The sequence below is a fragment of the Nitrincola tapanii genome, from assembly GCF_008368715.1.
GTDB classification, from domain to species: domain Bacteria; phylum Pseudomonadota; class Gammaproteobacteria; order Pseudomonadales; family Balneatricaceae; genus Nitrincola; species Nitrincola tapanii.
In genome coordinates this window covers 509180-533261 of sequence record NZ_SMRS01000001.1, presented here as the reverse complement: position 1 = coordinate 533261, position 24082 = coordinate 509180, and the positions used below count along the sequence as shown (strand labels likewise).

General features: G+C 50.3%; 24 protein-coding genes. All 24 read right to left on the bottom strand.

Translation table 11 applies throughout. The features are described from left to right. Nucleotide 1: 1 nt before the first annotated feature. On the bottom strand, nt 2-802 hold the full coding sequence (locus E1H14_RS02620) for a protein phosphatase CheZ (protein ID WP_149389879.1): 801 nt from the start codon (nt 800-802) through the stop codon (nt 2-4). 24 nt (nt 803-826) lie between these two features. After that, nucleotides 827-1198 carry a chemotaxis response regulator CheY gene (cheY, locus tag E1H14_RS02615; RefSeq protein WP_235017369.1) on the bottom strand — a complete coding sequence of 124 codons (372 nt, stop codon included), beginning with the start codon at nt 1196-1198 and terminating at the stop codon, nt 827-829. Between the two features lie 87 nt (nt 1199-1285). Then, complete coding sequence (locus E1H14_RS02610) at nt 1286-1996, bottom strand: RNA polymerase sigma factor FliA (RefSeq protein ID WP_149389877.1); 711 nt, start codon at nt 1994-1996, stop codon at nt 1286-1288. A 26-nt stretch (nt 1997-2022) separates the two neighbouring features. Further along, on the bottom strand, nt 2023-2841 hold the full coding sequence (locus E1H14_RS02605) for a MinD/ParA family protein (protein WP_200834005.1): 819 nt from the start codon (nt 2839-2841) through the stop codon (nt 2023-2025). Between the two features lie 12 nt (nt 2842-2853). Next, a complete protein-coding gene (gene flhF, locus E1H14_RS02600; protein ID WP_149389876.1) occupies nt 2854-4272 on the bottom strand; it encodes a flagellar biosynthesis protein FlhF in 1419 nt (472 codons plus the stop codon). A gap of 39 nt (nt 4273-4311) precedes the next feature. Next, a complete protein-coding gene (gene flhA / locus E1H14_RS02595; RefSeq protein ID WP_149389875.1) occupies nt 4312-6417 on the bottom strand; it encodes a flagellar biosynthesis protein FlhA in 2106 nt (701 codons plus the stop codon). Between the two features lie 177 nt (nt 6418-6594). Next, nucleotides 6595-7728, bottom strand: a complete 1134-nt coding sequence (flhB, locus tag E1H14_RS02590; protein WP_149389874.1) for a flagellar biosynthesis protein FlhB — start codon at nt 7726-7728, stop codon at nt 6595-6597. Between the two features lie 2 nt (nt 7729-7730). Further along, nucleotides 7731-8516: a flagellar biosynthetic protein FliR gene (gene fliR / locus E1H14_RS02585; protein ID WP_149389873.1), complete on the bottom strand. Its 786-nt coding sequence runs from the start codon at nt 8514-8516 to the stop codon at nt 7731-7733. Between the two features lie 4 nt (nt 8517-8520). After that, nucleotides 8521-8790, bottom strand: coding sequence for a flagellar biosynthesis protein FliQ (gene fliQ, locus E1H14_RS02580; RefSeq protein WP_149389872.1), 270 nt, complete (start codon nt 8788-8790; stop codon nt 8521-8523). A 14-nt stretch (nt 8791-8804) separates the two neighbouring features. Then, a complete protein-coding gene (gene fliP, locus E1H14_RS02575; protein ID WP_235017364.1) occupies nt 8805-9509 on the bottom strand; it encodes a flagellar type III secretion system pore protein FliP in 705 nt (234 codons plus the stop codon). A 38-nt stretch (nt 9510-9547) separates the two neighbouring features. Continuing rightward, nucleotides 9548-10015: a flagellar biosynthetic protein FliO gene (fliO, locus tag E1H14_RS02570; RefSeq protein ID WP_149389870.1), complete on the bottom strand. Its 468-nt coding sequence runs from the start codon at nt 10013-10015 to the stop codon at nt 9548-9550. A 5-nt stretch (nt 10016-10020) separates the two neighbouring features. Then, a complete protein-coding gene (fliN, locus tag E1H14_RS02565) occupies nt 10021-10419 on the bottom strand; it encodes a flagellar motor switch protein FliN (RefSeq protein WP_235017363.1) in 399 nt (132 codons plus the stop codon). A gap of 114 nt (nt 10420-10533) precedes the next feature. Continuing rightward, nucleotides 10534-11517, bottom strand: coding sequence for a flagellar motor switch protein FliM (fliM, locus tag E1H14_RS02560; protein ID WP_200834004.1), 984 nt, complete (start codon nt 11515-11517; stop codon nt 10534-10536). 15 nt (nt 11518-11532) lie between these two features. Further along, nucleotides 11533-12048: a flagellar basal body-associated FliL family protein gene (locus E1H14_RS02555; protein ID WP_149389869.1), complete on the bottom strand. Its 516-nt coding sequence runs from the start codon at nt 12046-12048 to the stop codon at nt 11533-11535. 71 nt (nt 12049-12119) lie between these two features. Next, a complete protein-coding gene (locus E1H14_RS02550) occupies nt 12120-13988 on the bottom strand; it encodes a flagellar hook-length control protein FliK (RefSeq protein WP_160142004.1) in 1869 nt (622 codons plus the stop codon). Between the two features lie 145 nt (nt 13989-14133). Further along, nucleotides 14134-14580: a flagellar export protein FliJ gene (gene fliJ, locus E1H14_RS02545; protein WP_149389867.1), complete on the bottom strand. Its 447-nt coding sequence runs from the start codon at nt 14578-14580 to the stop codon at nt 14134-14136. Then, nucleotides 14577-15950 (bottom strand): flagellar protein export ATPase FliI, encoded by a 1374-nt coding sequence (gene fliI / locus E1H14_RS02540; RefSeq protein WP_149389866.1) that lies wholly within the window; start codon nt 15948-15950, stop codon nt 14577-14579. Before fliI ends, fliJ begins: the two co-directional genes overlap by 4 nt. After that, complete coding sequence (locus E1H14_RS02535; RefSeq protein WP_149389865.1) at nt 15950-16717, bottom strand: FliH/SctL family protein; 768 nt, start codon at nt 16715-16717, stop codon at nt 15950-15952. The genes fliI and E1H14_RS02535 overlap by 1 nt, the downstream gene beginning before the upstream one ends. A 7-nt stretch (nt 16718-16724) precedes the next feature. Then, the gene (gene fliG, locus E1H14_RS02530; protein WP_235017362.1) at nt 16725-17717 is read right to left on the bottom strand and encodes a flagellar motor switch protein FliG; all 993 of its coding nucleotides are present in this window, start codon (nt 17715-17717) and stop codon (nt 16725-16727) included. Continuing rightward, entirely contained in the window at nt 17710-19386 is a 1677-nt protein-coding gene (gene fliF, locus E1H14_RS02525) for a flagellar basal-body MS-ring/collar protein FliF (protein ID WP_149389863.1), read from the bottom strand. The genes fliG and fliF overlap by 8 nt, the downstream gene beginning before the upstream one ends. Nucleotides 19387-19405: 19 nt before the next feature. Further along, a complete protein-coding gene (fliE, locus tag E1H14_RS02520; RefSeq protein ID WP_149389862.1) occupies nt 19406-19771 on the bottom strand; it encodes a flagellar hook-basal body complex protein FliE in 366 nt (121 codons plus the stop codon). A gap of 188 nt (nt 19772-19959) precedes the next feature. Next, nucleotides 19960-20586: a 3'-5' exonuclease gene (locus tag E1H14_RS02515; RefSeq protein ID WP_149389861.1), complete on the bottom strand. Its 627-nt coding sequence runs from the start codon at nt 20584-20586 to the stop codon at nt 19960-19962. A 3-nt stretch (nt 20587-20589) separates the two neighbouring features. Next, nucleotides 20590-22431, bottom strand: a complete 1842-nt coding sequence (locus tag E1H14_RS02510) for a putative nucleotidyltransferase substrate binding domain-containing protein (protein ID WP_149389860.1) — start codon at nt 22429-22431, stop codon at nt 20590-20592. Nucleotides 22432-22452: 21 nt separating this feature from the next. Beyond that, nucleotides 22453-24069, bottom strand: coding sequence for a sodium:solute symporter family transporter (locus E1H14_RS02505; protein ID WP_149389859.1), 1617 nt, complete (start codon nt 24067-24069; stop codon nt 22453-22455). Nucleotides 24070-24082 lie beyond the last annotated feature (13 nt).

Here is a 24082-nt window from a genome sequence, read left to right as displayed (position 1 = left end):
CTTAAAAACCAAGACTGGATAACAATTCGTCCACTTCGTCCTGATCGGACACGGCACTTTTTTGTTTGGTGCGCGCTTGCGGCCCCTGAGCAGCAATATCCTCACTCTGTTGAGATGCTTCCGCATCCTCACCCGCCAGGAGCTCAAAACCGCTCAAGCGCTCAACCTTAGCTGCCATCTCCATCAACTTGACCAGTTGAATTTCGACTTGAGTCATCAGCGTGATGACACGGCGAATCAACTGACCGGTAATGTCCTGAACGCTTTGTGAGACAAGAATATCGGTGAGAACCGAGCGCAACTGCTCAATCGTTTTTTCAGACTCATCCTTGACGGCACAGGTACGATCATAGACACCATCTAACGCTTTAAACTCACCTTCTAACTGCCCCACCAGGAGCAGAAGATCACGAAAGCGTTCCGATTGGTTATCTAGACGATCCACCAGACTTAACGACACATCAACACGATCCATCGTTTCATGAGAAGTCTTTTCGGTGAGTTCAATGACATAAGCCAAACGGTCTGAGGCGTCCGCCATAGCAGGCAAACTGTCATCCGCGTTTGAACTCATTTTTTCATCAATATCTGAGGAAAAGGCCTTAATCGCTTCGTGTAATCCGCGCGTTAAATGACCTACTTCATTATAAAAAACTTGGTGACGTGCTTGTTGCAGCTCATTGATCAGTTCTATTGCACTAGCCAGATTCCCCTGTTCAAGGGTTGTAACCAATGCTCGGGCTTTCTGCTGTAAAAAAGCTTCCAAACCCTCAAACTCTATCGTGGCGACTTTATTATTCATCCTGTCACTCTCTTCAGGCAGGTCTCATTCGAGTCGTTCGAAGATCTTCTCGATTTTTTCCTTGAGCACCACCGCTGTAAAAGGTTTGATTACATATCCATTCACACCCGCCTGAGCCGCAGCAATGATCTGCTCACGCTTCGCTTCAGCCGTAACCATTAACACAGGGATATGTGACAAAGCGGGATCCGCTCGCACCGTCTTTAACAGATCTATGCCGGTCATGCCTGGCATATTCCAGTCGGTGATCAGAAAGTCGATACGACCTTGCTGCAAAATCGGCAATGCCGTTTTGCCATCATCAGCCTCTTCAACATTCGTGAATCCCAGATCACGCAGCAGATTTTTGATGATACGTCGCATGGTCGAAAAATCATCGACCACCAGTATCCGTATGTCTTTTTTCAAGACACTTTCCCCCAGCTTTATAACTCAAAGACACTGATAGACTTACCGATTCAGAATCGGCCTTTATATTTACGTTTACTGCCAGTCCTTCAGCCGGCTACGCAACCTAAGCGCAGCCTGAGAGTGAATCTGACTCACTCTCGACTCGCTGACTCCCAGAATACTACCGATTTCCTTAAGATTCAGCTCTTCATCGTAATAGAGTGCAAGCACTAAGCGCTCACGCTCGGGTAAACTTTCCAAAGCCGCGACCAAGGAAGCACGAAAACCCTGCTGTTGCACAGCAATTGCTGGGCCTTGGTCCTCTGCCTCAAGCTGTAAGGCAGAATGATCTTCATCCTGCTCCGTCAGCTCATCAATACTAAATAGCCGACTTTCCATCGAATCTTGCAGAAAGGCATGATACGACTGAATCGACACCCCCATTTCGGCTGCCACCTCTGCATCGGTCGCATCACGCCCGGTCCGCGCTTCTACGGCCTGGATCGCTTCAGCGACACGTCGACCATTACGATGCACAGAACGCGGCGTCCAATCACCCCGCCGAACCTCATCTATGATAGCCCCACGGATACGGATACCCGCATAGGTCTCAAAGCTGGCCCCTTTGCTCGGATCATACTTACGCGCCGCTTCGAGTAGACCAATCATGCCTGATTGCAAAAGATCATCCAAAGTAACACTAGCCGGCAAGCGCGCCATCAGATGCTGAGCGATACGCTTGACCAGAGGAGCATACTGCGCGATCAAGTCTTGGCTCGAGTTAAATTCAAGCTGGTTATACATGCCGCTTCTTCGTCAGCTGAGAGCGTTTAGGATTGCTGCACTAAACGCTCTACGAAAAATTCCAGATGCCCTCTTGGGCTTTTGAGTACTGGCCAGCCATCGACCCGATTTGCCAACTGCCTATAAGCTAAAGCAGCTCGACTTTTCGGGAAGGCCTTTAAAACAACCGTTTGTTTCTGAACTGCTTTTCGAACCGATTCATCATAAGGGATTGAGCCTACATATTGAAGGGTTACATCTAAAAAGCGATCCGTGACCGTGAGCAATTTGCTGAACATATTGCGCCCTTCTTGGTCAGAATGCACCATATTTGCCAAGACACGGAAACGATTCACTCGATAATCACGGTTCAACAACTTAATCAACGCATAAGCATCGGTGATGGATGTCGGCTCATCACAGACCACCACCAACACCTCTTGAGCCGCACGCACAAAACTCACTACCGAATTTGAGATACCTGCCGCAGTATCTACAACCAAAACATCCATCATATCGGCAATATCATTAAAGGCATGGATCAATTCGGCATGTTGATGTTCAGAAAGCGCCGTCATCTCTTGTGTACCGGAGGATGCAGGGACAATCCACATTTTTTCCGCAGCCTGCACCAACACCTCTTGCAAGCTACAACGCCCCTCCAACACATCCGCTAGGGTTCGCTTAGCGCGCAACCCGAGCAGGACATCGACGTTCGCTAAACCTAAATCGGCATCCATCAAAACCACACGCCGCCCCATTTCACTCAGTGCGACCGATAGATTGACCGAAACGTTAGTCTTGCCAACCCCACCTTTACCTCCGGTCACGGCGATCACTTTTACTGGGTGAGCCTCTTTTATCATCCCTTATCCCTACTAACCGGCTCGATAATTGACAGAGGCCTGGGGCGCACCACTCGCACCTTGCCGTTCAGCAGTGACAACTGCTCGACTGACCAAATCTCCACGTGTGGCCACGACTAGATCATCCGGTATCTTCTGCCCATCTGTGATATAGGCGATAGGCAGCTGCTTTTCAATGGCCAAACTCATCGCCTCACCCAGACTACCGGACTCATCTAATTTACTGAGAATGCAGGCATTCAGTCCCAATTCCTGGTAGTTTTTCCAAGCATTTTCCAAAAGCTGGCGCTGACTGGAACAAGACAACACTAAAAGCTTTTTCAATCGCAGCGATACCGAAGAAAGCATATCCAGCTGCACGCGTCCCATCGGATCCTGAGCGTTCATACCGGCCGTATCAATCAAGACCAAGCGCTTACCACGCAGCGATAAAAGCACCTCTTCGAGATTATGGTTTTCATCCACCACTCGTACAGGCACATCTAAAATTCGACCAAAAGTACGCAACTGCTCATGTGCGGCAATACGAAAACAATCCGTGGTGACCAATGCCAGCCCCGAACTGCCATGCTGCAACACATAGCGCGCCGCCAACTTGCCGATGGTGGTGGTTTTGCCGACACCTGTTGGCCCAACAAATGCGATCATTCCACCACGCGCGATAAACTCTTCACCCACCACTGGAATTGAATCCGTTAAGCGCGCCAGCAAATTGCGCCAGGCTTCCTCGAAGGACAAACCAGTTTCAAGGCTAGCCAACAGCTGTCGAGACAGCGCCTGACTCACGCCCAAACGCTCCAGCTGCTGAGCCAAGTCTCGATGCTGGGGATCACGCCAAATCTCCTGCGAGGCCGCCGGCATCTGCATCTGCTTAAGCTGCTGTTCAAGCAAAGCACGTAGCTGATGTATTTCTTGCTGCATCCCGCGAACCACATCATCCGAAGGCAAATGCACACTCGGCTCCGTACGCCCATCCGGTACAAGGTCCCAGGGGTTTTCGGATAAATCAGGAAGTGGTGGTTTCTGACGACTCTCTTGTCGCGCTTTTAATGACTGTAGAATAAAGCGCAGATCTTCATCATCTTCATCTTCGATCTGACGATTAGCCTGGATGTCCTGCGGTATTTGCGGCTCTTCCGCACGCTGACGCGCCTGCGCAATGCGCAATTGAGCTTTTTGCATTTCGGCAACAAGATCGGCATCTGGCATCTGGCGCTTAGATTCAGGACGCACCATTTTCGCCGCCTGGGCTTGACGATTGCGTCGAATTTCGGCCTGTGCCATCTCATAATCTTCTTCGCGTGCGGCGACTAGCTCAACTCCCCCCGCAACCCGGTGGTTAGAAATAATGACGGCATCTGCGCCTATCTCCTCTCGGACGCGGCGCATTGCTTGACGCATATCTGGAGCGAAGATGCGTTTAACCTTCATATCCTTCCCTTATTCGGCACTCGAGTTGATCTCAGCCATCTAGCCATGATTTCCACCCACTGTTGCAACAATGGTGACACGCTTACTCTCAGGGATCTCTTGATACGAGAGCACATGAATCTGATGATCCCCATAACGCACAAATCTCGCCATCAATGGCCGCACCGGAGCCGCCACGAGCAAAATAGAAGGCTTACCCATCATCTCTTGCTGTTGCGCAGCCTGACCCAAAGAGGTCTGCAAGCGCTCGGCCATGCCCGGCTCAAGCACGAGCGTTTCATCATTTGGCTGACCCTGCTGCATAGAACCCAGTAACATCTGCTCTAGCGCCGGATCCAAAGTAATCACCGGCAGCTCAATATCGGAGCCATTGATACTCTGTACTATAAGCCTAGACAAGGCGACTCGTACAGCCGCTGTCAAAGAGAGCGGATCCTGAGTCCGATCCACTGCATCAGCCAAAGCCTCTGCGATGGTTCGAAAGTCTTTGAGTGAAACCTGTTCCATCAATAGATTTTGCAAAACCTTTAGAAGCGTACTGATCGACAGTCGCTTAGGAACCAGCTCTTCCACCAGTTTAGGACAAGATTTGCCCAGCACATCGAGTAGCTGCTGCACCTCTTCGTGCCCTAACAAACCATGCGCATGACTCTGTAAAATCTGATTTAAATGGGTCGCCACCACCGTACTGGCATCCACCACCGTATAACCCAGCGTTTGCGCATGCTCTTTCTGGCTTTTCTCGATCCAAACGGCATCCAAGCCAAACGCCGGATCCTTAACCGCCACGCCTTTCAAAGAACCAAAAACCTGCCCCGGGTTAATCGCCAACTCACGATCAGGATACACCTCGCCCTCACCGGTAATCACTCCCATCAAGGTAATACGATAAGCGCCTGGCATTAAATCCAAGTTATCCCGAATATGCACCGACGGCACCAGAAAACCTAGATCTTGTGAGAGTTTTTTACGCACGCCTTTGATGCGTCCCAACAACTGCCCACCCTGCATCTTATCTACCATGGGAATCAAGCGATAACCGACTTCCAAGCCGATCATGTCCACCGGCATCACATCATCCCAGTTGAGATCACGCTGTTCTTCTTCAGGTCTCGGCGTGCTCGGCAGATCGGCCTCATCCACCTCCTGTTGCTGCGCCTGTTGCTGACGCCGATAAATCATCCAACCTGCACCCGCTGCCGCCGCTGCCAGACTGATAAAAGCGAAGTGCGGCATCCCCGGCACGATGCCCATAATAAAAATCACCGCCGCCGCCACCATCAAAGCACGCGGCGATGCAAACATCTGACTGAAGACCTGACTGCCCATCGCCTCAGATGAGTTGGCTCGCGTCACCATCACCGCAGCCGCTGTTGAGAGCAACAGAGAAGGCAACTGTGCAACCAGACCATCTCCTATGGTCAAGAGCGAGTAGTTGCGCATCGCCGTATCAAAATCTAAGTCATGCTGCACCATGCCAATGGCTAAACCACCGAGAAGGTTAATCACCAGGATTAAAATCCCCGCGACAGCATCACCTCGAACAAATTTCGAAGCACCGTCCATCGCTCCATAAAAATCGGCTTCCTGGGTGACTTCCTGGCGTCGTGCGCGCGCCTCATCCTGACTGATCAAACCGGCATTCACATCGGCATCTATAGCCATCTGCTTACCCGGCATGGCATCCAGGGTAAAACGCGCACTCACTTCAGAGATACGACCCGCACCCTTGGTTACAACTACAAAGTTGATAATCACCAAGATCAGAAAGACGACTATCCCGACCACATAATTACCGCCGACGACTACATCACCAAAGGCTTGAATCACCTGCCCAGCAGCAGCCCCCCCTTCATGCCCATTCAGCAGCACTACACGTGTTGAAGCGACGTTCAAAGCCAGTCTTAATAAAGTGGCCGCTAACAAAATGGTGGGGAAAACAGCAAAGTCCAAAGGCCGCAGCGCATAAATACAGACCAGCAAAACAACGATCGAAAGGGCAATATTGAACGTAAAAAAAACGTCCAACAGCAGCGTAGGCATAGGTAGCGTAACCATCGCCAAGACAACAAGCAGCAACAGAGGAATACCCAGATTCCCCTGACTGATACTGCGTACGTTACTCAGGATTGCCGCTCGATCCACACCCACCAACCGTCAAAAAAACATCAATTAAGCACAGATCATACCCACCTCAAGACCAAGATGAGGTATTACCTGTTTGAAAAGAAATTAAATCGTCAATTTAATGACGAAATTCCGCACTTTGACTGACTAAAGGTCTGATTTTGCAAGAATTACGCCAACCTTAGCGAATTTTGCCTATTGATCGACTCGCAGCTCATCTGGAATCTCCAGATCGCTTTCGCGTGGGGCTTTGGGGGATTGGGGAAGGAGTGGATCTCGGAGCTGGAACACATAGGCCAGCACTTGTGCCACGGCATTGTATAACCCAGATGGAATCTCATCACCGATACGGGCGTTATAAAAAAGCGAGCGCGCTAACGCAGGCGCTTCAACGATCGGAACCTGATGCTCAGTCGCGATTTCTCGAATTTTCAGCGCCACAAAATCGGCACCTAACGCCAAGACCACAGGTGCATCACTGCTTGCCTGGTCATAACGTATTGCAACCGCATAGTGCGTCGGGTTGGTAATCACAACATCTGCAGTCGGCACATCCTGCATCATTTTGCGTTGCGACATCTCATACTGAAGCTGACGGATACGACGCTTCACTTCCGGCTTCCCTTCCGTGTTCTTCATCTCATCGCGCACTTCCTGCATGGTCATTTTCAATTTTTTTCGATAGTCGTAGAGCTGAAAAGGCACATCCACCAAAACGACAAAAATCATGGTGGCACTGATCACCAGAAACGCCCAGGCAATAATTGTCACCGCATGACCTATCGCCGCCATGACATTTTCGGCCGTGAGCGCCATCAACTCCGGGCGCAGCAGCGTAATGGCCAGTACAGCCACAGCACCGACGATCAGAACCTTGGCTATTGCTTTCAACAGCTCGATTAAGGACTTCAACGAAAACATTCGTTTAATTCCGGCGATCGGGTCCAGACGACTGCCTTTGGGCATTAAAGACTCGCCGCTAAAGTTCCACCCGCCCAATGCAATCGAGGCAAATAAACACGCCAGAGCCACTAAGAGAAAAAACCCCCAAAGGCTTAAAAACGCATTGAGAAGAGAGTGGTATAGATAACTAATCATGTAAGCCGGATCATTGATAACTTCATGACTCAAACTAAAGTTCGTCGCAAAGATATCAGTCATGGTTCTCGCCACCCCACCTCCAAAAAGCAAAGCGGCGGCACCTGCTGCCATCAGCAGAGCTAGAGTCGTCAGCTCCTTGGAGCGCGCGATATCGCCTTTTTTACGCGCATCATCAATACGTTTTTGCGTAGGCTCTTGAGACTTTTCTTGACCCGTTTCTTCAGCCATTCCTAAACTCCGGAGGCATTGGGTAAGAGGTCACGGATAAAATTCAACATAAAATCCGTCATCCGCAAATAATGGTCGTAAAAAATCGGCAAATTCGCCCAGTACATCACCAGTCCCACTAGCATGGTGAAAGGAAAACCTATGGCAAAAATATTTAACTGTGGCGCCGCCTTGGTCATGATGCCAAAAGCGAAGTTAATAATTAACAGAGCTGTGACCGCAGGCAGAGCCATTAAGAGGGCTGCCATAAACAACCAACTTAAAGACAGCACCAACTTTAAATAAACCTCCTGCGAGAAGCCTTCAAAACCAACCGGCAGGACATAAAAGCTTTTGGCAAGAATATCGATCATCACCAGATGGCCGTTCATCGCCAGAAACAGGAGCATCGACAGCATAGAATAGAGCTGCGCTACCACCACCACACTGACACCATTTGCCGGATCGGTCACCATCGCAAAACCCAGGCCTGACTGCATCGCAATCAACTGCGCTCCGGTGACAAAACTCTGAAACAAAATATTCAGCGCAAACCCCAAAATCGTGCCTATCAAGATCTGCTGAATAATGATCAACCAAGCCTCAACTGATAAACCGCTGAAACTGGGCATCTCCGGCAAAACCGGCACGATCAATGCCGTCATCACCAGAGCCAAGCCCAAACGCACACGCATGGGTACCATTTGTGTACCGATAATTGGAATGGCCATAAAAAACGAAGCGATACGGAACAGAGGCCAGAGGAAACTACTGACCATTTGTTCCAATTCAGCTAAAGAGACAAACATCCCCTTAACCTATCATGTGCGGAATATTCATAAATAAGAAGGTAAACAAATCCATAATCTGGGTCACGATCCAGGGACCGGCATACATCAACGCTAGCAAGCTGACGATTAATCGCGGAAGGAAACTTAGCGTCTGCTCGTTAATCTGGGTCGCGGCCTGGAAAACCGAAATGATCAAACCTACTACCAGCGCAGGACCGACAATGATCGCAACGATCTTAATGATCAGCCAGAAGGCTCCGCCATAAAGGTCTAGGGTATTTTCAACCAGCAATCTGACCTCCTTCGCTAAAGCCCAAAACTGGCCGCTAGCGTGCCCACTACCATCGCCCAACCATCTACCAAAACAAACAGCATGATTTTAAACGGCAAAGATACGATGACCGGCGATAACATCATCATACCCATGGCCATCAAGACGCTGGCGACGACCAGATCAATCACAAGAAAGGGGATAAACAGCATAAAACCGATCTGGAAAGCCGTTTTCAGTTCACTAACCACAAAAGCCGGAATCAAAACTCGATAGGGGACATCCGCTTCCGTTTCGACCGGAGGCACCTCCCCTATTCGCATAAACAGCTCAAGATCACTTTCTCGAGTATTGCGAATCATAAACTCATGAAAGGGCACACCCGCAGCAGCCAAAGCATCGGTACTGGAAAGTGTTTCCGCCATATAAGGCTGAACCGCTTCTTGATTCACTCGGTCTAGTACGGGGGTCATGATAAAAAAGGTGAGGAACAGGGCTAAACCCACCAACACCTGATTAGAAGGTGTTTGCTGCAAACCCAAAGCCTGACGCAAAATTGCAAAGACAATGACAATACGGGTAAAGGACGTCATCATCATGACCATGGCCGGCAAGAAAGTCAGCAGGGTCATCAATGCCAGAATCTGGATGGTGATGCTGTACTCAGTTGAGCCGTCTTCTGCCACCTGCATGGTCACCGCAGGGAGACTGATATCCTGCGCCCAAACCCAACTCGGCATCAGGCAAACTAGACACAGTCCTAATAAAGCGAGCCACCTCATGACGGTACATCGCTCTTGCTATTCAATAAGCGCTGCAGACGTTTGGAAAAATCACTCGTCGATGCGATATCCGTCGTGAGAATAGGTTGATCAAAGCTTTTTAAAAGATTGACCTGCCCCGGCGCCACACCCAGCAAAAGCTGCTCATCACCCACCTGAATCAATACTGCCCGTTCACGATGACTCAGCGGAATCGCCGCTAGAATACGCAACTGTGGGTGCTGACCCGGTAGAAAACTCATGCGTTTGAGTAACCAAGCCAAGAAAAAAATGACGCCCAGCACCAACAACAAGCCCAAAGCCAACTGCAAAAAGGCACTGAAACTCAGTGGATCACTTCCCGGATAGCTTGGGCGCGACACCGCACTATTGCCCTCTGCCCAAGCACTGGTGCCCCAGAAATAAAATAGGCCACCGATCAACGGTAAAAGATGTTTTTTTAGGCTAAGCGCTTTGGCAAACATAAGATTTATTTCAACCGCCGAATACGCTCTTGCGGACTGATAACATCCGTCAAACGTATTCCGTATCGATCATTCACCACCACGACTTCACCGTGAGCAATCAAGGTTCCGTTGACCTTAACATCCAGAGGCTCACCGGCAACACGCGCCAGTTCAATGACCGATCCCTGACTCAACTGCAACAGATTACGTATGGCAATCTCAGTTCCACCGACTTCAACGGTCAAGCGCACCGGAATGTCAAGAATCACATCAAGGCGAGGATCGGCTGCGGTCTGAGCTTCATCCTGGAGTTCATTAAACTCAACGCGATGAATATCCTCCGCCAGGGACTGCCCGGTTTGCTCTTCCATGGCAGCCGCCCACTCATCTGCCAGCGCCTGTTGATCTACATCTTCACTCACACTCTAGTCTCCAAAAGAGTCGCACCAGCACCCTACAAGCGATTCACATAAGCCCTTCACACAAGAAGCCAAGCCCTTTACGCGCTCCTTATAGGGAGCAAAAGACATTGACGTTTAATCCACATCCTGTTGAATCGCTTCTCGAATTTTAACCGCTAGATTACCACGTGATGTGCCGAGTTGGCAGGTATACATGGGCACACCGTTGGCAAGCAAAGTCAGCTCTTCAGGAATCTCTAAAGGCACAACATCCCCCACCTCAAACTCCATCACATCACGCAATGTCATGACTCGCTCAGCCACCAACAGATCCAGATCCAGATAGGCATGCACGATATCGCGACGCAAAGAACTTAACCAACGCTCATCTTTCTCATGTTCACTGCTTTGAAAGGCTGAAGTGAGCTGATCACGAATCGGCTCGATCATTGAGTAGGGTAAGGTGACATGAAACTCGCCATTTCCACCTTCAAGATCGACTTGAAAGGTACTGACCACAACCACTTCACTGGGGTTGACAATGTTAGCCATCGCTGGATTCAATTCATGGCCCGTCTGCTCAAAACGCAGTTTGACCAGCGGCAACCAAGCTTCATACATATCCTGAAACAATTGATTGACAGCTTTAAAAACAATGCGTGTTTCAGTCGGGGTAAAATCACGCCCTTCTATTTTGGCATGACGGCCATCGCCACCAAAAAACTGATCAACCAGCTTGAAGACGAGCTTAGCATCCATGATGAATAAACCTGTGCCTCGCCAAGGGTGCACTTTCATCAAGGTCATACTGGTCGGAACATACAGGGTATGGATATAGTCCACATACTTCATCACCTGCACCCCTCCAACCGTCACATCCGCAGGTTTACGAATGAGATTAAACAGGGTGGTGCGGGCTGAACGTGCAAAACGCTCATTAATCATCTCCAGAGTCGGCATACGACCCCGGACAATTCGCTCCTGGCTGGCTAGATCATAGAGACGAACACCCGAGCCATCGTCCTCGGGCTGATCTTCAGCCGTTTCAACATCACCCTCATCAACACCATGCAAAAGCGCATCAATTTCGTCTTGTGACAGCAGGTCTTTCACGGACATAGCGCGCTTTCCCTATTACTGCATCACAATACTGGTGAAGAGCACAATTTCAACGCCCGAGTTGCCAGCCTTATCCGACATCACTTCCTGAACAATTGCAGTGGCTTGCTGTTGCAGCGCTCGCTTACCTTCCACCAGGCGCAAACTCTCAGGATCCGCCGTAGTAAATAGCGTATTGAGTCGGGCGACCACCAGCGGCATGTGTTGATTAAGTGCTTGCTCCACAGCAGGGTCACGCGTTTTGGCTTCAGCATAAATTTGCATCAGATGGCGCTGTCCTGAACTGGATTGCATGGAGGCCACAAACATAGGCCGTCCTTCCAGAGTACGCAATTTGACATAGATCGCCGGACGCTTGACCTCAACCTTAGGCGCATCGGGATCCTCAGAGGATGAACCGCTCAAGAAAAACCAAGCTGCCGCTCCACCACCGGCCAGTACCAGCACAACGGCCAAAGCAATGATGATGATCAGTTTTTTCGAAGAACCCTTACCTTCTGCTGCAGGCTCGACTGCCTCTTTCTCTGCCATGCGCTACCTCTTCGCAAGAATCTGAATGGTTTGATAATATATCACACCCCCCACGGCAGAGGTGAAGAACCTCAAGCGTAATAGTCAACCAACCCAAGAGGTTTGAGCGTTTGTGGCAAACCTTCCAGATCGGCTTCAGCACTCTCACGCCCATAGGACCGCCCCTTGCGCGCAGAGGACGCTTGACGCTCCTGCTCGGGAGACTGATCCGATACCGAAGCATCGGCCAACTGCATCCCTTGCCCTGAAAACATCTCACGCAAACGCGGCAACTGTTGCTCGATCGCTTCACGCACAGCCGCATTCGAGGCGGTAAAACTCAAACTGACTTGATCATTGCCCTGGAGATGAACACGAATGCGCAAAGAACCCAACTCTGGCGGATCCAAACGAATTTCAGCCACACGCGGTCCCTGCTGAACCATCATGAGACTACGCTCACCCAAAATGCGCGCAAAATTTGGATTTAACAACTGGCGCTGAGATTCCAGACTCTCCGAAGCCGTTTTTGCGGTTAATCCCTCTTGCGTGGGTGCAGCCACATTTAAGCTGCTTGCCTGGGCACTTAAGCCTGATACAGATGTTGTCTGAGCCGCTGAATTCGAGGCACTCGCCTCAGCGCGTGCTGATCCAGGCTCCACTTGACGCCCAACCGTTTCCGCTAAAGTCACTTCTCGAAGCACCGCTTTCGGCTCAGGATTCAAGCCCTCAACCTCAGCTTCCGCATCAAGCGTGCCGTTCACCACCTGATTCACCGCTTGTGCTAAGAGAGAGGGCTGGGGTATTTGCGTTTGAGACGCTGTCGCAGCATTCAACATGGATTCAGATGCCGCCAACCTAGGATTCACCAGAGCAGCAAGCGAAGAGGACTCCGGCAAAGCCGCAGTCTCCAAAGGTGTCGAGGTGGCGGCATCACTATTTCTGATGCCATCCGCTTCACCTTTTAGAACCGGATCTGGCCGACCCATGCCCAAGCTTCGCAACGCCTCAGCTAAAGCGGTTAATTGTCCTTTTGCCTGACCTGGCCCCAAGGCCTCAGCACGCGCCTCCTGCCGAGCCAAGAGCTTATCGCGTATCGCTTGCAGTACCTCTTCTGCTGCACGCTGCGAGGCGCGTGCAGTCTCCATTGCCGTTGAACTGGAAGCTACTTCTTGAGGGTCCACCTCATCGGGTTGAGTTAGAGGGGTGGACAGTGCCTCAGCAGGCGATGAAGACTCTAAGGAGGCCTCCATCTGCACTTCAAGGCCTTGCTCACTGACAGCATCGACTTGAGCTGTTTGCGCACTCGAAGCGGCCTGATCGGCTGGAGCCTGAGGATTCAGCATCGACACCAACAGGCGTAGCATAGAATCCAAACTTTCAGCCTCTAAACCTGTCTCAGCTTGGGCGGCGAGTTCCTGAGCCTCACTCAAAGTCTGAGATGACCAAGCCTGCAGGGGCAAACGGCCACTGGATTCCAATTGATCTGACAAAAGTTGCCACTGGTTTTTTAAATTTTCGAGTGCTGGCGACGTTGTCCACTTCTCGTTCTCAGGAACGGCTCCACCTTCCTGATGCAAGTTCGACCAGGCCCGTAAGGTCTGCTGTAACCAAGCCTGCTCTTCATTAGATAAGCCCCGCATCGCAGCCGGCTCACCCTGGAGAATATCCTGCAACCAAGCGGTGAGCTTATCGAGGTCAGCTGAGGACTCAGCGATTTGCGGCAAGGCTCTGCCCTCTGCGGCGAAATCTTGCCCCGTCGATGCATCCATTAAACCCTGAGAGAATATCCTGGCCTCTGCTTGAGGTTGAGATTGCATCGCCTGACCTAACCAGTTTGCAAAAGCCCCCGAAACACCGGCACCCGGCATCCAGGTGCCGCCTTCAAGCCCCAACGCCGAACTGGGCGTGGATAAACTGAGCAAACCGCCAAGCAACTGAATTGAGTTAGGTGAGTTCATACACCGCTCCTGACATACATTCATCTTACTCAGTCTTAGCAATAACCAAGCCAAATCGATCCAGATAGGTTTTGGTGAAAATCAGGTAGGCTTTTGTATGAAACTGCGTGAGAAATTAGATAGAAGTCAGGCTTTAGGAATAAGGTTAAAAGGGCCCAGGGGTTCGATGCTGAGCTCGCTCATCTATCGCCTGCTGCTCTTTTTTATCTTGTTGTCGTTGCTCTTCTTGCAGCACTTTTTGCGTTAACTTATCCACACCTTGAGTTTGTGCGTAGGTTTCTTGCCAATGCCGCGTAACCTGCTCTAATTGCTGTTGCGCTAAATTTAAGGTTTGCGCTTGTTGACGCAAGGCAGTTTGCAAGCGATTGATAAAGGCCTGATGATTTTGCAGCTGCGCCGGACTTAATCCCTGCTGACCCGCTTGGGTAAACTGCATTTGATACTCCAACAGGTACTTTTGCAACTGTTCACGTTGAGCCTCAGCCTGCTGGACACGCTGAGTCGCCTCCGCCAAAAAACGATCGGCTTGCGCTTGCTTACGCTTTGCTAGATCCAGCACCAGATTTAAACGTTGTGAGCGCTTTGCCGTCACCGCCTAACTCCCGACACCATCATATTCCCGACTTGCGGAGATTGCTGAGGCGCACTCATCACCAAAGCCAACTCATCCTGACTGCGTGATAAGGGCATAGATTCTTGCATACCTTGCTGAAGATAGGCGTTAATCAAAGGCAACATTTCAATGGCCCGGTCCGTAAGAGGATCACTCCCCCGCGCATAAGCCCCAACCGATATCAGATCTGCGTTTTGCCGATAACGCGAGTAAAGACGCTTAAACTCCAAAGCACGTTGCAAGTGTTCAGGTAAAGTGACCTGAGGCATCACACGACTGATCGAAGCCTCAATATCTATCGCCGGATAATGCCCTTGCTCGGCCAATCCGCGCGACAAAACAAAGTGTCCATCAAGAATCGCACGCGCCGAATCCGCAATAGGATCTTGCTGATCGTCGCCTTCTGTGAGCACTGTGTAAAATGCCGTAATGGATCCCTGCCCTGCGGCCGCATTGCCCGCACGCTCCACTAATTTAGGCAACTTAGCAAAAACAGACGGTGGATAACCTTTTGTCGCCGGTGGCTCACCGATAGCCAAGGCAATTTCACGTTGTGCCTGAGCATAGCGCGTCAATGAATCCATCAATAGAAGCACACGCTTACCCTGTGCCCGAAAGTATTCGGCGATACGCGTAGTCAACTGCGCTGCACGCAAGCGCATCAAGGGTGAATCATCTGCGGGTGACGCCACAACCACCGAGCGCGCCATCCCTTCAGGGCCCAGGCTATGCTCGATGAACTCACGCACTTCACGGCCACGCTCGCCGATCAAACCTACAATGGTGATATCGGCCTGGGTATAACGCGTCATCATTCCCAATAACACGGACTTACCCACACCACTGCCCGCAAATAAGCCCAAACGCTGACCGCAACCTACAGTCAACAGACCATTAATCGCTCGAATGCCGACATCCAAAGGCTCACTGATAGGATGGCGTTGCAGAGGATTAATTTCCTCTCCAGCCAAGGGCACCCAGTCTTCAGCATCCAGCGGACCTTTGCCATCCAGTGCCTTACCTACACCATTGATCACACGCCCCAATAAACCAAAACCCACCGGCACCAAACTGGCGGCCTCCTGTGGGATCACACGTGCACCCGGGCGCAGACCCTCGATACTATGCAGAGGCATCAGAAAAATACGATCGCCGGAAAACCCCACCACCTCAGCTTCCGCCCAATGCGACGGTGAGACTTCAACCCTACAATTATCGCCCAAGGCCACCTTCAATCCGGCCGCCTCCAACGTTAATCCAATCATACGTGTAATCTGACCACAGACCTGAGGGGTCGGCGAGGTAAAAGGCTTATCCGCCAGTTGCTGAAAACGCGCCAGCAGCGACATTAAGCCTCTCCACTGTTGGGATGGGGATCCGTATAAAGGAGTTGATAACGTTGACGAAACTCTTCCGCCACCTGTGCGAAACGTTTCTCAACATCGAACTCTATGTGCGACCATTCATTCAGCAACACACAACTGCCGGGGGCTAAAGCCAAATCTTCTTGCACAACATAATCATAACGCTCAGCCAGCCAATCCAATCTTTCGACATCATGAGGATGCACACGCAGGGTAAAGGGGCTGGTTTGTTTGGGCAGCTGAGCCAAAGCACTCTCTAGCGTTTGCTGAAACAAAGCTTGGTGTTCGGCCAACTCGGTTTTGACGACCGCTTCACTGATCTTTAACACCAACTCAGTTAGATGTTTTGCCAGAGCCTGCTCTTGCTGGGCTAAGGGCTGTCGAAAAGACTCTGCAATCGCCTGCAATAACTCTAAGCGCTCCTGCGTTTGTTCTTCACCCAAACGCAAAGCCTCAGACTGACCCGCCGCTTGCCCTTCAATATGACCCTGAGCAAACCCCTCCTCACGGCCTTGCGCAAAACCCTCCTGATAAGCCTCTTCACGAATACGCTCTATATCTTCAAGCGATAAGGTCTGAGCGACCACCTCTTCATCGGTGACGAATACCCTATCCTCTTCATGGCGCGGATGGGGTTGCGCAAAGAAGGCCGGAGAGTCGGTCAGAGGCAGCATTTCAGGTAGATGCCAGGATTTTAACTCGGAGAGTTCCGATGCGGGGATACGCGTGGGGGGCTGGAAGTCTTTTTTCATGCTGACATCAAATCATTTCATCGCCGCCACCCAAATTAATCTCGCCCTCATCGGCAAGACGTCGGGCCACTGCCAAAATATCCTTCTGCGCCGCTTCCACTTCACTAATACGTACCGGACCTTTCGCTTCTAGATCATCACGCAAGAGTTCAGCCGCACGCTTGGACATATTCTTGAAGATTTTTTCTTGCAGAGCGGTATCGGCACCTTTCAAAGCGATCACCAGCGCATCGGTTTGCACTTCACGCAGAATCACCTGAATACCCCGATCATCCACATCGATCAGATTATCAAAGACAAACATCAGATCTTGGATCTGTGCAGCCAGCGACTCATCCACTTCTTTAATGCCTTCCATCAACTCCACTTCAATCTGAGTCTCAATGAAGTTCATTATATTCGCTGCCGAACGCACCCCCCCCAACTTGGTCAGCTGAGTTGAGCGTGGGCCTGTAAACTGGCTTTCCAGCATATCATTTAACTCTTGCAGCGCCTGGGGCTGGATCTGATCCAGTGCCGCCACACGCATCAAGACATCCAGTCTGACTTTATCGTCAAAATAACCCAATACATTCGCGGCTTGATCCGCTTCTAAATAAGAAACAATCACCGCCTGAATCTGAGGGTGCTCAAAACGAATAATCTCCGCCACCTGACGAGGATCCATCCAGCGCAGTGTATCCAAGCCGGAGGTATTGGTACTAAATAGAATACGATCGATCAGTGTTTTAGCCTTATCTTCACCCAAGGCTTGATTCAACATCGCGCGTATATAACGATCATTATTAATACCGATACCAGTCTGATCACTCACCACTTCCAAGAAGTCGCTGACCACACCCTCGACCCGAGACTGAGGCACATTATCCAAGCGCGACATCGCCTCACCGATACGCTGCACTTCTTTCGGACCCAAATGCTTGAGAATCTCAGCAGCATCCGCCTCACCTAGGCTGATCAAAAGAACCGCGGCTTTCTCGATATCACTCAGCTCACTCACGCTCAACCACCCATTGCTTTACCGCCTGAGCGACTCGCGCGGGATCTTCCGCTACCAAACTACGGATCGCATTTAACTGATAATCAAAACTTTCATTCGCTCCCCCAGCGAACATTGCAGAGCCTGAACCGCCAAAAGTCACCTTATCATCGGCGATCACACCCGCATCCAAAGATTGCAGCTCGGCGGCAACATCGCCTGCCGCACTTGTGCCACCGGCAATACGACTACCACCCGCCGCCGCAATATTTTTCATAATCGGACGCAAGACACCTAACACCAGAAGCAGCACAAACAGACCCGCTAAAAGTTGCTTGATCAAGCCCCAAAACCAGTCTTGCTGCCAGAAGCCCGGCTCATCAAACTCAAACACCTCGGGAGGAACAAAAGCTGTATTAATAATATCCACTCTATCACCACGCAGAGCAGAATAACCCACCGCGTTTTGTACTAAGAGACGCAGACGCTCAAGATCGGCTTCTGACCAAGGTGTTCGTGTCCGCTCCCCCGTTTCTGGATTCACGCTCATCAAATCATCGACTGCCACCGCCACCGTCAAACGTTTGACACCCCCCGTCTGCTGACGGGTATAACTGATGCTACGATCCAGCTCAAAATTACGCGTCGCCTGATTACGACCACTGCCCGCCGCGGCAGTACCCGCACCACCACTCGCACCGTCCGCCATCACCTCGGGAACCGAATTCGGCCCGGGTGGCTGATTCGACAAAGCACCCGGCACCCCCACTGCCGCATCACTGGCCGCACGACGTTCCTCAAGAGTCTGCTCACTGCGCAGCGCGGGTTGGTCAGGATTGTAGATTTCGCTGGCTTGCTCCACCTGGGTAAAGTCGATATCCGCCGAAACTTCAGCACGGAAATTCCCCAATCCCACTACGGGCTGCAAAATGCTATTGACACGATTGACCAAGGTATCTTCTATCTGGCGTGTATACTCCAGCTGACGAGCAGCCAACACCACATCGGTATCCGCATCCCGCATATTCAGCAGACGACCACGCTGATCCACCAAGGTGACATCTTGCAGATCTAATTCAGGGATGCTTGAAGCAACCAGACTGGCAATCGCAGCAACCTGATCGCGCTCCAACTGTCGACCTGCATGGAGTTCCAGAAACACAGACGCGCGCGGTTTGCGCTGATCACGGATAAACACCGTATCTCTTGGAATCGCCAAATGCACACGCGCCGAACGCACCGCGACCATATTTGAGATAGTGCGCGCTAACTCACCCTCCAAACCACGGCGATAGCGGGTGGTTTCCATAAACTGGCTGGTTCCCAAACCCTGCTCACGATCCATCAGCTCAAAGCCCACGGTTTTATCTGCAGTAAAACCCTCCGAGGCTAAGCGCAAGCGCGCTGTATGGACGTGGGATTCCGGGACAAGAATCGCTCGACCGTCGGCATCAAAACGAAAAGGAATACTGTTGGCACGCAGCTGCTCGATCACCTCATTGGCATCGGCAAAGCTCAGATTAGAATAAAGAACTCGATAGTCTGGTTTCTGCGACCAGAGCACAACCGCCACACCGATCGCCACACTGGCCGCCAAGCCGACCATCAAACCGAGCTGACGCAAGATACCCAGACTGTTGAAGCCTGCCATCAAACCGCCCTTGTTTAAGGTTCCTGCAGCATTGTCCATTTAATAAGCAACCTGATTATTAGATCGGCATTTTAGAAATATCTTCATAGGCACTGACCAAGCGATTACGCACTTGAGTCATCGCCTCGAAAGAAACGGAAGCCTTCTGAGCTTGAATCATCACCTGCGGCAGATCGACACCGGCATCGCCTCGCTCATAAGCCTCTCGCAGATGATTTGCACTTTTTTGCTGTTCATTGACCGAGTTGACTGCGGATTTCAGCAAGGTCGCAAAACTATTTTTATCCGCCTGAGTAATACCACCCGGCCCTGGTAACGCACCCTGTAATGAAGGGAGCTCAACCTGACGCACGCCTGACTGCATTTCCGCACGCAAGCTACGCATCTGCGAAAGAAGGCTGGAGATATCGGCACGTTCAATCATGGTGAAGCCCTACCCTAAATACGGCATTTTTTTGACATTATAGAGAGATACACCTCGGATACAAGCCGAAGCGCCACCATCTGCGACAGATATCCGTCACACTGGCGTCAATATAAATCACTGTAAAGCTGTATAAGCAAAAAGCAGGCCATAAAGCCTGCTTCTTTCTTGACGCCCGAGCTGAAGACTCAAGCTACGGAGGGAGGAGAACCATGACGCAAACGAACGTACATCAAAGCCACCGTGATAGCATCGCCTAGAGCCGTGTGGCGCTGGATAATCGGGATATCCAGTTTTTTCGAGATGGTATCAAAGCGCAGATCAAGATCTCCCCCAACCGTTTTCCACTTAATGATATCGTGATAAACATGAGAAAGCTCAATCGCCTTATTGGGCAAACCAAACCCATATTTAGGGCGGAAATATTTATCTAAAACACGGATATCATAGTTGACGTAATAACCCAAGATAGGGCGATTTCCAACGAAGGCTAACACCTGTTCCAGCGCTTCATCAATGTCTACCCCATCCACCAGATCCGCGGCACGAATCTTATGAATTTTAATCGAATCACCGGTTAATGACGCTGGCGGCTTAAGCTTGATATCTAAGCGCTCACTGGTCATCACCTTGCGACCACGAATACGTACAGCGCCAATCGAGAGAATTTCAGCTTTTTTAACATCCAAGCTCGTGGTTTCACAATCCAGAGACACCACCTCATCACCTTGATAAGGCTCAAATAAGTGGGCATAAGGACCATCGCGATGATCCCTACGCTCCTTCATTCTTCGTATGGTGCGGGGCAAGATCATAATTTATGAACCTATGTGGTAGCGCGTGGATAAGAACTTTTTGAAATCCTTGACGATGCGTAGCGCATCACGCAAAAGATCACGCTCCAGCTTATTCAATCTTTGCAGATCGATTGCATTGGGCGTCTTATCCAAACCATTTTCACTGGCTTCCACACGCTGTATTTGTTGTTTTAATCGTACCTGGATAAAAAGTGATAAGGCCTCCATCAGGTTATCACCTACGATCCTAGGTATCTGTCCCATCTCCACCAACGCCTCGATACGCTTAAAGGTGTTGGTTTCTAAAATGCGCTCTTCCAGCGCCATGGTTCTAATCCCGTGCACTATCGGGAAAATACCACCTTTCTTAATATCTAATTGCCCCTTATCTTTGAGATTTCCAAAGAAGGTTAAGGGGGTATCAAAATTCAGCGCGGCTTTGGCAAAATGCGAAAAGAATATATCGTTATTGCGAATACTGCGTAAAAACGCATTCCTCGCCACTTTGAACAAAGCAATATTACCGGCAATGGGTTTACCATCTACGGCGATCGCCAAATTCATGACCGACACACCATCACAGTTTTGACTCCAACGCGTCAATTTACGTGTCCAGCTATCGATTGAGTTCACCCACTCTGGGTTGGACACCATGATATTACCTGGACAGGGTGGAAAACCGAATGAGATTAAAGTCTCACTAAATAGACGCATGGTTTCTGTCAGCTTCGACCATTCCAAACCATCGCGTACTAAAAGAGCGTTATCCTGATCGGTTTTCATAATCTGCTCACCCCGACCCTCGGAGCCCATCACAATCAAACAGACATGAGGGCGCACATCATTCGGAATAATCAAATCAAATAACTTAGAGATAATACGGCCATTCATTGCCGCCAAAAGTTCCATAGTGAAACGTATTTTTACGCCAGTCGAAATCAAGGCTTTGATCAGATCGGTTAAACCCAAAGCCGCTTCACGCAACTCTTCAATACTCTGCGCACGCTCAACCCGCAAACCTATAACATGAGAATGGCTAGAGAAATGACTTAAAACATCGGTTAACTCGACGATACCGACTAACTCTTCAGGGCCACGCATCACCACAACACGTTCAATCTGTTGACGCGTCATTAAAATCAAAGCGTTAAACAAATAATCGTCTGGCTCGGCAGTGATGAGACGATAGCTGGCAATGTCCGACACATCTGCATCTAAAGACATGCCTTTTAGAACAACGGCATCCAACAAGTCCGTACCTGTGACCATGCCATAACGGTTTTTCTTTTTCGCCAACACACAATCCGCTTTCATCTCACGCATTAAACGCGTGGCCTCATGCAAGTTCGTACCTTCAGGCACAATCAAGGGCTCGCGAATCGTACCATCATTAATACGGGCCAACATGAATTCCGCCATATCCTGGCTTTGCCCATGCTGAGCCACGATTTCACGCTTAGCGGTAAGATTTTGCTGGAAATAATCTGCAAAAAGATGATTACTCGACATCAGTTCCAACAGGACCTTGGTCGGCAACAGATGACAAATGGTTTCTTCAACCGCGATAAAATTATGGATGGCGGTTCCATGCAGCGCCGACCAACCACCAAAATAATCCTCATCTTCGTAATGCACAAAAACATTACTACTTTGTGGAATACCCTTCTCATCAATTTCTGTCACATCGCTTTCCGCAACACGACCTTTAAAGATGATAAACACGCCTTCCGGTGGTTTGCCGGCCTCGATAATGGTTTCTCCCTTTTGGAAGTACGCAATATCAAGATGGTTATTCATCAGCGCCTGTTCACGCTCATCCAACAAGCTAAAAGGCAGGTTATCCATCTTGAAAGAATCGGACATGGCTCACACTCCGTTTGATTATTATTGTTCGCTCGGGATCTTCTCAGCCGGAAAAAATCCTCTTCTCACTATCCTGTACAGACCTAAATGCGTCAACATGACTAAAGCCGCAAACGCCAGAACAGGTAAACTCAAGGCCTGAGGCTCCACAAAATCCCAAAGACCATAACCCAGCGTGATCACTAAACTGACCGACACCAAAGCGACTACCCAAGTCTTCGCCACCTGCCAACCTAACACACGAATCAAAACCGGCGGGAAGAGCGCGGCGGCAGCTAATGCAAAAGCCAAAGCCACCCAATCCAACAAACTACCTACTGGATAAAAAGCCACCCACGCGGCAAGCAGCAAAACACCACAAAGAACCCAACGCGCCAACATCGATTCACGCCGTATCGATAAAGGCCTTTTACGCCAAGCCATGACGGTTTCTCGTGCCAGCGTCGTGGAGACAAGATTCAACATAGTGGCCGCATTCGACAAAGAAGCCAGCAACACCGCTGCGGCAAGCCACGCGATTACCCACGCCGAGATCTGTGCCATCTCGGGTGCCGCCAACAAAAGAATATCTCGATCAATATACAATTTTGGCTGAGGTGGCACTTGCTCAAGATCAAGTTCTGTTAATAAAGCCGCTGCCAGTGCTTGTTTATGCGCCTCTTCACTCAAGGCGATTTCTAAATCGCTGGGCAGCTCCTGTACAACTGGCAAAGGGTCCAACCAGCGAACAAAACCACTTTGCTCCCAAGCCAACAAACTAGGAGGAACAGGCATCTGCGTGCGCTCTATATTTTGCTCTTGCTCCGTTACCTGCCGCAGCTGCCATTCCGCCATGATCGCCAGAAAAGGGATCAAGCTATACAACAAAGCGATCCAGAATAAAGCCCAAGCTGCCGTTTTACGCGCGACTTGTGAATTGGGCATATTAAAAAAGCGTAAACTGGCGTGAGGTAACACCAGTGTGCCAGCCACCAAAGCTAAGAACACCAAAACCGACTCTACCCAAGACCATTGCCCGATAAACCAAACCGATGCTTCCTCAGCCTGCAACTGCTGAAAAAGGCTTAGCAAAGAATGATCCACCCCAGCTAACGCCTGAGGTAAAAAAACACCTAAAGAGAGAAAATGACCATTGAGTTGTTCAGAGATGAAAAGAACGGCCAGAAGCATCGCCGTCAGAATAAAGCCGTATTGCAAGATACGCGGCAAGGCAAAGCCTTTCACCTGACCAAACAGGGTATAAAACCCCAGCAGCAAAACACCCACCCAGATCCCTGCAGTACGGGGCAATTCAAGATAGCGTGAAAACAGAATCCCCAACCCGCGTAACTGAGCAACTAGGTAAATAAAGGTAATCAAGAGCACAGCCAGCAGACTGCAAAGGCCCAAGGCTCGGGAAGCAAAGTGCTCGCGCAGCACACCCGATATCGTCATCTGCCCCGGAGCGCGCAGATGAGGCGCGAACCAAACGGCTAACAGCAAATAGCCGATTAACCAAGCGAAAATAAAAAGCGAAGCGTCCCGTGGCCAATGACTCATGAGCCCGACTAAAGCCAAAACAGAGGCCGCCGACAACCAATCGGCGGCACTGGCCATTCCCAGTGCTCGTGTCGAGAAAGCGTTATGGACAGCTGACATGCCTTCTCAAACC